At 71.2% G+C, this 8,419-nt stretch carries 9 protein-coding genes and 1 pseudogene; 5 read left to right on the top strand and 5 right to left on the bottom strand.

Going from position 1 to position 8,419, the window contains the following annotated elements; all coding sequences use genetic code 11:
* Positions 1 to 49: 49 nt before the first annotated feature.
* Positions 50 to 526 (top strand): nucleoside deaminase, encoded by a 477-nt coding sequence (locus I5Q34_RS25305; RefSeq protein WP_199894726.1) that lies wholly within the window; start codon positions 50 to 52, stop codon positions 524 to 526.
* Positions 523 to 930, top strand: a complete 408-nt coding sequence (locus I5Q34_RS25300; RefSeq protein WP_277965703.1) for an NUDIX domain-containing protein — start codon at positions 523 to 525, stop codon at positions 928 to 930. The genes I5Q34_RS25305 and I5Q34_RS25300 overlap by 4 nt, the downstream gene beginning before the upstream one ends.
* A gap of 155 nt (positions 931 to 1,085) precedes the next feature.
* On the opposite strand, the gene rox is transcribed toward I5Q34_RS25300, so the two are convergent.
* From rox to I5Q34_RS25285, 3 genes are all read right to left on the bottom strand, one after another.
* On the bottom strand, positions 1,086 to 2,516 hold the full coding sequence (gene rox, locus I5Q34_RS25295) for a rifampin monooxygenase (protein WP_199894725.1): 1,431 nt from the start codon (positions 2,514 to 2,516) through the stop codon (positions 1,086 to 1,088).
* A 255-nt stretch (positions 2,517 to 2,771) separates the two neighbouring features.
* The gene (locus tag I5Q34_RS25290; RefSeq protein WP_199894724.1) at positions 2,772 to 3,842 is read right to left on the bottom strand and encodes an alpha/beta hydrolase; all 1,071 of its coding nucleotides are present in this window, start codon (positions 3,840 to 3,842) and stop codon (positions 2,772 to 2,774) included.
* Positions 3,843 to 4,083: 241 nt separating this feature from the next.
* Positions 4,084 to 4,833, bottom strand: a complete 750-nt coding sequence (locus I5Q34_RS25285) for a nucleotidyltransferase domain-containing protein (protein WP_199894723.1) — start codon at positions 4,831 to 4,833, stop codon at positions 4,084 to 4,086.
* Between the two features lie 215 nt (positions 4,834 to 5,048).
* Here I5Q34_RS25285 and I5Q34_RS25280 point away from each other — a divergent pair, with 215 nt between their 5' ends.
* Together I5Q34_RS25280 and I5Q34_RS25275 are read left to right on the top strand one after the other, a co-directional pair.
* On the top strand, positions 5,049 to 6,260 hold the full coding sequence (locus tag I5Q34_RS25280; RefSeq protein ID WP_199894722.1) for an RNA-guided endonuclease TnpB family protein: 1,212 nt from the start codon (positions 5,049 to 5,051) through the stop codon (positions 6,258 to 6,260).
* A gap of 63 nt (positions 6,261 to 6,323) precedes the next feature.
* Entirely contained in the window at positions 6,324 to 6,770 is a 447-nt protein-coding gene (locus tag I5Q34_RS25275; protein WP_199894721.1) for a protein-tyrosine phosphatase family protein, read from the top strand.
* Here the strand turns inward: I5Q34_RS25275 and I5Q34_RS25270 are convergent.
* A complete protein-coding gene (locus tag I5Q34_RS25270; RefSeq protein WP_199894720.1) occupies positions 6,754 to 7,050 on the bottom strand; it encodes a cupin domain-containing protein in 297 nt (98 codons plus the stop codon). The two genes, I5Q34_RS25275 and I5Q34_RS25270, sit on opposite strands and share 17 nt — an antisense overlap.
* 266 nt (positions 7,051 to 7,316) lie before the next feature.
* Positions 7,317 to 7,619 (bottom strand): hypothetical protein, encoded by a 303-nt coding sequence (locus I5Q34_RS25265; protein ID WP_199894719.1) that lies wholly within the window; start codon positions 7,617 to 7,619, stop codon positions 7,317 to 7,319.
* A 376-nt stretch (positions 7,620 to 7,995) separates the two neighbouring features.
* Here I5Q34_RS25265 and I5Q34_RS25260 point away from each other — a divergent pair.
* Positions 7,996 to 8,419, top strand: a pseudogene (locus tag I5Q34_RS25260) (N-acetyl-gamma-glutamyl-phosphate reductase); the annotation flags it as partial.

Below are 8,419 nucleotides of genomic sequence, written 5' to 3'. Positions count from 1 at the left end.
CGGGGCGGGCCGGTGCGGCCCGCCCCGCCCGCTTCCCGAGGAGGTTTCCATGGACTTCGTCCAGCGCACCATCGACATCGCCCGGCAGAACGTCGCCGAGGGCGGCCGCCCCTTCGCGACCGTCATCGTCAAGGACGGCGAGATCCTCGCCGAGAGTCCGAACCGCGTCGCGCAGACCGGCGACCCCACCGCCCACGCCGAGATCCTCGCCATCCGCGAGGCCTGCACGAAGCTGGGCACCGAGCACCTGACCGGCGCCACGATCTACGTCCTCGCCCACCCCTGCCCGATGTGCCTGGGCTCGCTCTACTACTGCTCGCCGGACGAGGTCGTCTTCCTCACCACGCGCGACGCCTACGCGCCCCACTACGTCGACGACCGCAAGTATTTCGAACTGAACACCTTCTACGAGGAGTTCGCCAAGCCGTGGAACGAGCGGCGCCTGCCGATGCGCCACGAGCCGCGCGAGGAGGCCGTCGCCGTGTACGCGTACTGGCAGGAGCGCCACGCGGAGGCCACCGCGTGACCGAGGTGATCGAGAAAGTGGCCTGGATCCACCTGGACCGGGGCCGGCTCCTCGTCGCCCGCAGCCACGGCCGCGAACAGTTCTACCTGCCCGACAGCAAACCCGAGCCCGCCGAGCCGCTCGCGCAGACCCTGGTCCGCGAGATCCGCGAGGAGCTCGGAGTGGCCCTGGACGCCTCGACGGTCACGCCCGTGCTGACCGTCGAGGCCCCGGCCGACGGCAAACCGGCCGGGACCGTCGTACGCACCGTGTGCTGCACCGCCGGGCACACCGGCCGTCCGACGCCGTCCTCGGAGATCGCCGAGATCGCCCGCATCGCCCACGCCGACGGCCGGCGCGTCAGCGCCACCACCCGCAAGGTGCTCGACCACCTGGCCGCCGGCGGTCAACTCCTGCGGGGGTGACTCCCGTACGGGCGCGCCAGGGCTTGTCCGACGGTTCCTGGACCGCTGCCGAGCAGGCCGCCCCTGCCGCGTGGCGCGACTCATGAGCTGCCGACCGCCTCACAGGGAGTACCCGCACCTGCGAGGCGGCGGCCTCAAGAGCCGTCGGACACGGCTCAGTGCGCGGCGGCGCCGAACCACTTCGGCAGGTGGGCGAGCAGATCCTGCTGGTCCTCGCCGGCCCAGGCCACGTGGCCGTCCGGACGCAGCAGCACCGCGGGCACGTCCAGTTCCTCGCTGACGTCGACGACGTGGTCGATCCGGTCGGCCCACCCGGTGACGGAGAGCCGGCCGGTCCGGTCGAGGAGCAGGCCCCGGCCGCCGTGCGTCAGCTCGTAGAGGCGGCCCTGCTTCAGCCGCACGTCCCGCATGCGCCGGCCGAGCAGTTCGTGGCCCTCGCCGAAGTCGTAGCGGACTCCGACCGCGGTGATCATCCCGGTCACGTAGCTGTTCACCTCCTCGAAGTCCATCAGCTTCGAGAACAGCTCCCGCAGCGCGGTCGCGCCCGGATCGGTCCCCATCAGGGTGATCTGCGCGCGGGTGTTCTCCAGTACGCGGGCGCCCACCGGGTGCCGTTCGGCGTGGTAGCTGTCCAGCAGCCCCTCCGGCGCCCAGCCCTTGACCGCGGCGGCCAGCTTCCAGCCGAGGTTGAACGCGTCCTGGACGCCGAGGTTGAGCCCCTGCCCGCCGGTCGGCGGGTGGATGTGGGCCGCGTCGCCGGCCAGCAGCGCCCGGCCGACCCGGTAGCGCTCGGCCTGCCGGGTGGCGTCACCGAACCGGGAGAGCCAGCGCGGCGAGTGCGCGCCGAAGTCGGTGCCCGCGACCTCCCGCAGCCGCTGCTTGAACTCCTCGAACGTCGGCTCGGCGATGCGGTCCTCGGACACCCCGTCGGCGGGCACGACGATGCGGCACACCCCGTCCTCGTCGGGGGCGGTGACGCCGAACCGCAGCTGGGTCTTGTTGACCTCCGCGACGACGGCGGCGACCGTCGCCGGATCCTCGGCCACCTCCATCTGCCCCAGCAGCGTCTCGACCTTGGCGGGCTCGCCGGGGAAACCGACACCGAGCAGCTTGCGCACCGCGCTGCGGCCGCCGTCGCACCCGACGAGGTAGCGCGAGCGCAGCTGCGCCCCGTCCGCCAGCTCGACGGTCACCCCCTCCTCGTCCTGGCTCAGCCCGACCACCTCGCAGCCGCGCCGGATCTCGGTGCCGAGTTCGAGCGCACGCTCGTTGAGCAGTTGCTCGGTGAGCGGCTGCGGGATGGCGACACCGTACGGGTGGGCCGTGTCCAAGCTGTCCGGCCACGCCTTCATGATGCCGCCGAAGAGACCGCCGACCTGGAACTTCTCACTGACCGCGAGGAACCGGTCCAGCAGGCCGCGCTGGTCCATCACCTCGACACTGCGCGCGTGCAGGCCCTGCCCGCGGGACTGCTTCGTCGGCTCGGACAGCTTCTCCAGCACGACCACGTCCACATCGTGCAGCCGCAGCTCGGAAGCCAGCATCAGGCCGACCGGCCCGCCGCCGACCACGATCACGTCAAACATGCATCCCCCATCAAACGAGATTGAACTCAGGCCAGCCACTCCACGTGGTCCGGCAGCGCCCCGTGCACCCCATACACCGCCGAAAGCGCACATACTTCGCGAGTCTGTGATTTCCGCAGGTCCTGGCCTGAGGACGATGATTGTGCGGCATGACCGGGGCCTTGCCGCAAGGCCCCCCGTGCGCTATACATTAAGAGTGGCAAGGAGCGGGAAAGCGCCTTGCCTTTCTTGTTGTGCCAGGTATCCGGGGCCTGTTCACCGGGCAGGCCGGTTCCCCGCGCCGGACTGTGCGAGGAGGCGCCGGAGCCAGCGGGTGCGGGTGTCGCGCGCGTCCCGGGTGAGGGCCGCCCGCGGGGCGATGCCGTCGAAGCCGTGGAAAGCGCCCGGCCATACGTGCAGTTCGGCCCGGCCGCCGGCCTGCCAGATCGCGTTCGCGTAGGCCACGCCCTCGTCCCGGAACATCTCGGCCGACCCGACCTCGATATAGGCCGGGGGAAGCCCGGAAAGATCCGTGGCGCGGGAGGGAGCCGCGTAGGGCGGCAGGTCCGCCGCGCCGTAGCGGTCACCCAGCAGCGCCTTCCAGACGGTCGCGTTGGAGGTGAGGTCCCAGATGCCGAGGCCCGACATCTGATGGCCGGAGAAGGTGGTGCCGCGGTCGTCGAGCATCGGGGAGAGCAGCAGTTGCCCCAGCGCCCCGGGGCCGCCGCGGTCGCGGGCCAGCAGGGCGAGGGCCGCGGCGAGCCCGCCGCCGGCGCTCTTGCCCCCGATGACGATGCGGTCGGCGTCGATGCCCAGTTCGGCCGCGTGCCCGGCGGCCCAGACGAGTCCGGCGTAGCAGTCCTCCAGCGGCCCCGGGTACCGCGTGCGCGGCGCCAGCCTGTACTCGACCGAGAGGACGGCCAGTTCCAGCGGGAGGGCCCACTCGCGAAGGATCCGCGGAAGCACGGACCACGCGTTGCCCATGACCATGCCGCCGCCGTGCATGTAGTACAGCAGGGGCAGCGGCCCGGCGAGCCCGGACGGCCGGGCGCCCACGAGCGTGACGTCCGGTCCGTCCGGCGGTCCGGGCACACGGAACTCCGTCACCTCGAAACGGCCGTCGGCGCGAAGGTCCTCGGCCGTCGGCCTGGGCCGGGCCGCGGCGTCCCGCTCCTGCCGGGCCGCCAGATTCTCCGGAGTGACCGGCTCCCTCGCCTCCTCGCCCAAGGAGGCGAGCACGACGGCCAGTTCGGGATCGAAGGGCGGTGCGGCCTTCGGTGCAGTCTCCGGTGCCGTCTCCGGTACCGGGAGAGGGCCGGGCTGCGACGGCACGGGGCGGATGCTCATGCCGTGCCCCCGGCGTCCGCGCCGGAACAGCTCGGCTGCGCGCACGTGCACCCGGGGAACAGTCGCTTGAGAACCATGCGGCGTAGCCAATCACACGGCCAGGCGGTACCCGTCAACGGGCGGAGGCCAGGACGAGGTGGTCACCGTGGGCCCGGTGGTGGGCCGAGGATTCTCCGGCCTCGGCGCCCGGCAGGGCCTCGGTGAGGGTGCCGGACATCCCCGGGGTGGGCCCCTGGCGATATCAGGACGCTTCCGTGAACAGCCGCTCCGCCTCCGTCACCGCCCGCGTCAAGTTCTCCGCGTCCGGCCGCAGTCCGGCGACGATCGCGTCGACGCCGCGCAAATCCGCCCGCTCCAGCAGACGCTTCTCGTTGGTGACCCACTCGCCGCGCGCCGACAGCACCGCGTGCGCGGTCTGCACGGCCGCGACAGCCAGCGCGCCCGCGACCTCGGTGGCCTGACCGCGACGGACGTACGCGGACCGCGCGTACCCGAGCGTCATCGCCGCCCGGTCGCGCCACATCGGCGGGGCCGCCGCGCGCAGCGCCTCCGGGTACGAGGGACGGGGGAGGGAACCGCTCAGCACCTCGTTGAGGGCGAGTTCGGCGACCACCAAGTAGCTCGGGATGCCCGCGAGATGGAACATCAGCGGCTCCCAGTGGAAACGCCCTTCGCGGCACTCTGCGAGCTCGTGCTCGACGACGTCGAGGTCACGGTAGTGGACGTCGACCCGGCGGCCGTCGACGCTGAACCAGCCGCCCCCGTTGAACACGCCGCCGCCCCAGCCGCCGATATCGGACGCCTCGCCGTCCCAGCCGACGGCGCGCAGGTCGTCGGGATCGAAGTCGCCCCGGTAGTACAGGGCCATGTCCCAGTCGCTGTCGGGCGCGTGGGTGCCCTGGGCGCGCGAGCCTCCCAGGGTGACGGCGTGCACGGAGGGGAGTGCGGCGAGCCGGACGGTGACGTGGTCGAGGAACTTGTCGTCGTTCATGAAGGGCCCATCGTGCGAAGTGGTGGAGGACTGCTGAGCGGGGGCTCGGGATCGTCGCTTCATCGGGTCCTCCTGAGTGGATACCCCCTCGTTTACGAGGGGGAGGAAACTCAGCTCCTGCGGAGCAGGGCAAGGAGCGGTGATTCGCCGCCAGGGCGGATCACCGTTACCACCACCCCGCCGCAGTCACAAGCTGAGTTGATAGTGTGTGAGCCATGATCACGCACGTGAAGCGGGCCTTCAAGTACCGCTTTTACCCGACCCCGGAGCAGGCCACCGAGCTTGCCCGGACCTTCGGGTGCGTGCGGAAGGTCTACAACATGGCATTGGCTGCCCGGTCTGAGGCGTGGACGCTGCGGCAGGAGCGGGTGAACTACAACGCCACCTCCGCGATGCTGACGGCGTGGAAGAAAACCGAGGAACTGGCGTTCCTCAACGAGGTCTCCTCCGTGCCGCTCCAGCAGTGCCTGCGGCACCTCCAGGTCGCGTACACCAACTTCTTCGCCAAGCGGGCCAAGTACCCGCGCTTCAAGTCGAAGAAGAAGTCCCGCAAGAGTGCCGAGTACACCACCAGCGGCTTCAAGTACCGGAACGGTGAGCTGACGCTCGCGAAGATACGCGAGCCTCTGGCGATCGTCTGGCACCGCCCGCTGCCGGAAGGCTCGAAGCCGTCCACGGTGACCGTGTCCCAGGACGCTGCGGGGCGCTGGTTCGTCTCCATGCTGTGCGACGACCCCCGCATCCGGCCTCTTCCGCCCACAGGCACGGCGGTCGGCGTGGACGCGGGTCTTGACCACCTGCTGACACTCTCCACCGGGGAGAAGATCGCCAACCCCCGGCACGAGCGCAAGGACCGCGCGCGGCTGGCGATGGCTCAGCGGGCGCTGTCCCGTAAGGCCAAGGGGGATGGCGCCAACCGGGCCAAGGCCCGACGCAAGGTCGCCCGCGTGCATGCCCGTATCGCCGACAGGCGACGGGACAACCTGCACAAGGTCACCACTCGGCTCGTTCGTGAGAACCAAACGATCGTGATCGAGGACCTGACCGTCCGGAACATGCTCAAGAACCACTCCCTGGCCCGAGCCATCTCGGATGCGGCGTGGACGCAGTTCCGGACGATGCTGGAGTACAAAGCCCAGTGGTACGGGCGCGAGGTGATCGCCGTGGACCGGTGGTTCCCCAGTTCGAAGCTGTGCTCTGTCTGCGGCACCCTGCAAGACAAGATGCCGCTCAACGTCCGCACCTGGACGTGCGACTGCGGCACCCTGCACGACCGCGACGTGAACGCGGCGCGCAACCTGAAGGCCGCCGGACTGGCGGTATCGGCCTGTGGAGCTGGTGTAAGACCTCAACGGAGTACTCCGGGCGGGCAGTCGGCGACGAAGCAGGAAGCTTCCCGGCGCGAGCCGAGAAGCCCCCGCCTTTAGGCGGGGGAGTGTCACGGTCCGGACACTACTCGCGCGGCGGCGCGGGATGTCTAGGGTGTGCGCATGAGCGAAACCTGGGACGACACCGCGCCCGGCGTCATGAAGCTGCCCTCCGGCCGCCTCGTCCGCGGCCGCGGCCTGCGCCGCCCGCTTCCCGACGGTCCCGAACCCGCCTTCGCCGTATATCTGCTGGGCAAGCAGACGCCCCAAGTGTCCTGGGACTCATACTGGTTGCGCTGGCCCGACTTCCGGCTGCCCGCCGACGACCGTCAGGCCCGGGCCGTCCTCCACGAGGTGTGGGAACGGGCCGCGGCCGAACGCGTCGAGGTCGCCTGCGGCGGGGGACGAGGAAGGACGGGCACGGCGCTGGCCTGCCTCGCGGTCCTGGACGGCGTCCCCGCCGAGGAGGCGGTGGGGTACGTACGCCGGCACTACGACGCCCGGGCCGTCGAGACGCCCTGGCAGAAGCGGTACGTGCGCCGTTTCCCGGGCCTCAGCCCTCGACGATGACGAGCGTGCCCCGGCTGCCGGACCGGACGGCATGCCGTACGCCCGCCTCGACGACGTACATCTCGCCCGCGTGCACCTCGACTTCGACGTCGCCGGCCGTCAACCGCAAGGCGCCTTCCAGGACGAGCAGTGCCTCCGCCGCATCGTGGACCTCCGGCTCCAGGGCGCGCCCGTCCATCCGCAGCACCTTCACCCCGACACCCGAGACCCGTCCCAGCAGGCGCGAACTCCAGGCATCGGGCAGTTCCGCGGCTGTACTCCGTATGTCGATCAGGCTCATGGCACACCTCTCCTGCGGCCGCCTCGCCGGAGACGCCCGCGATCGTGATCAAGGGGGACGGGAGGGACGCTAGGGCAGATCGACGTGGCGTTGGGTGACCGTTCGGCAAAACCTTCCGCCGGGACTGGTGCGACGGCCGGAGCGAGGGCGCCCTCCGGCCGACGGCCGTACCGCCGACGGGGCCAGGATCCAGCGGCACGCCGCGGATGCCTGTAGGGCGTTCCTGGAGGACTCCGGCCGGCCGTCGTCGGCCGAAGAGGGGGACCTCACCCGTCGGGGTTGGCCTCCAGGCAGGTCAGCTCGATCTCGTCGACGAGCGCCTCGTACGTCTTGCCCGTGAGCTGGGCGACGTTCTCCATGCCGACGGCGGCCCAGCCGGCGAGGCTCATGACGAGCGACCGCAGTCCGTCCGTGCCGTGCTCGGCCAGGACGTCGTCGGCGACGTACATCGCCTCCTCGGGCACCCGCTCGGCGGGCTCCAGGCCGACCACCGTCCGCAGCAGGCCGACCGTCCGCCGGCTGATCTCCGGGGCGATCGCGCGCAGGCGCCGGTCCTCTTCCTCGTCCATGCTTCCCTTTCGGTCGGGCGACGACGGGAGGTGTCTACCAGAAGGCGGCGGAGGGCTACCAGGCCGGAATCGCGGCGGTATTGAGGCGGGTCAAGAGCGGAGTTGACGCCTCCGGGCTCTGCCCTGGAGTGCTGTGGGTGCGGACTCGCCCGGGAGGGTGAATCTGTACTGCTCACCGCAGGGGCTCGCCTGACGGGTGGGGTGGGAGGGATGGGGGTGTACGAGGTCGGTAAGGTTAGCCTAAGCTAATCCTGGTCCGGGCGGTGGGAACGCCCTGGGGGAACCACCCGCACCCGTTCGAGGACGTCGGAGCTGCCGGAGGTCCCGGCCGCCAGACCGGGAGAAGCAGGGAACGGACGACCCCAAGGACGGGACGATGGTGCGCATAGCTGTAGCGGGCGCGAGCGGGTACGCGGGCGGTGAGGTGCTACGGCTGTTGCTGGGGCATCCCCACGCCGAGATCGGCGCGCTGACCGCGGACTCCAACGCCGGCCGGACGGTGGGGGAGGTGCAGCCCCACCTCGCCCCGCTCGCCGGGCGGACCTTCGAGAAGACCACCCCCGAGGTGCTGGCCGGGCACGATGTCGTCTTCCTCGCCCTGCCGCACGGTGCCTCCGCCGCGATCGCGGCCGAACTGGGACCCGACGTCCTCGTGGTGGACTGCGGGGCGGATTTCCGGCTGGTGGACGCGGGGGAGTGGGAGCGGTTCTACGGGTCCGCGCACGCGGGGACGTGGCCGTACGGCCTGCCCGAACTGCCGGGCGGGCGCGAGGTGTTGAAGGGGGCGCGGCGGATCGCCG

It is taken from the genome of Streptomyces sp. AV19, from assembly GCF_015999245.1.
Taxonomy (GTDB): domain Bacteria; phylum Actinomycetota; class Actinomycetes; order Streptomycetales; family Streptomycetaceae; genus Streptomyces.
Note: the sequence above shows the minus strand (reverse complement) of the source record. Positions and strands in the feature narration are given on the sequence as shown.

What these genes read in the sequence shown, in the direction of transcription:
- I5Q34_RS25305 (WP_199894726.1), top strand. Translation starts at nt 50, where the DNA reads ATGGACTTCGTCCAGCGCACCATCGACATCGCCCGGCAGAACGTCGCC.
- rox (WP_199894725.1), bottom strand. Translation starts at nt 2,516, where the DNA reads ATGTTTGACGTGATCGTGGTCGGCGGCGGGCCGGTCGGCCTGATGCTG.
- I5Q34_RS25290 (WP_199894724.1), bottom strand. Translation starts at nt 3,842, where the DNA reads ATGAGCATCCGCCCCGTGCCGTCGCAGCCCGGCCCTCTCCCGGTACCG.
- I5Q34_RS25285 (WP_199894723.1), bottom strand. Translation starts at nt 4,833, where the DNA reads ATGAACGACGACAAGTTCCTCGACCACGTCACCGTCCGGCTCGCCGCA.
- I5Q34_RS25280 (WP_199894722.1), top strand. Translation starts at nt 5,049, where the DNA reads ATGATCACGCACGTGAAGCGGGCCTTCAAGTACCGCTTTTACCCGACC.
- I5Q34_RS25275 (WP_199894721.1), top strand. Translation starts at nt 6,324, where the DNA reads ATGAGCGAAACCTGGGACGACACCGCGCCCGGCGTCATGAAGCTGCCC.
- I5Q34_RS25270 (WP_199894720.1), bottom strand. Translation starts at nt 7,050, where the DNA reads ATGAGCCTGATCGACATACGGAGTACAGCCGCGGAACTGCCCGATGCC.
- I5Q34_RS25265 (WP_199894719.1), bottom strand. Translation starts at nt 7,619, where the DNA reads ATGGACGAGGAAGAGGACCGGCGCCTGCGCGCGATCGCCCCGGAGATC.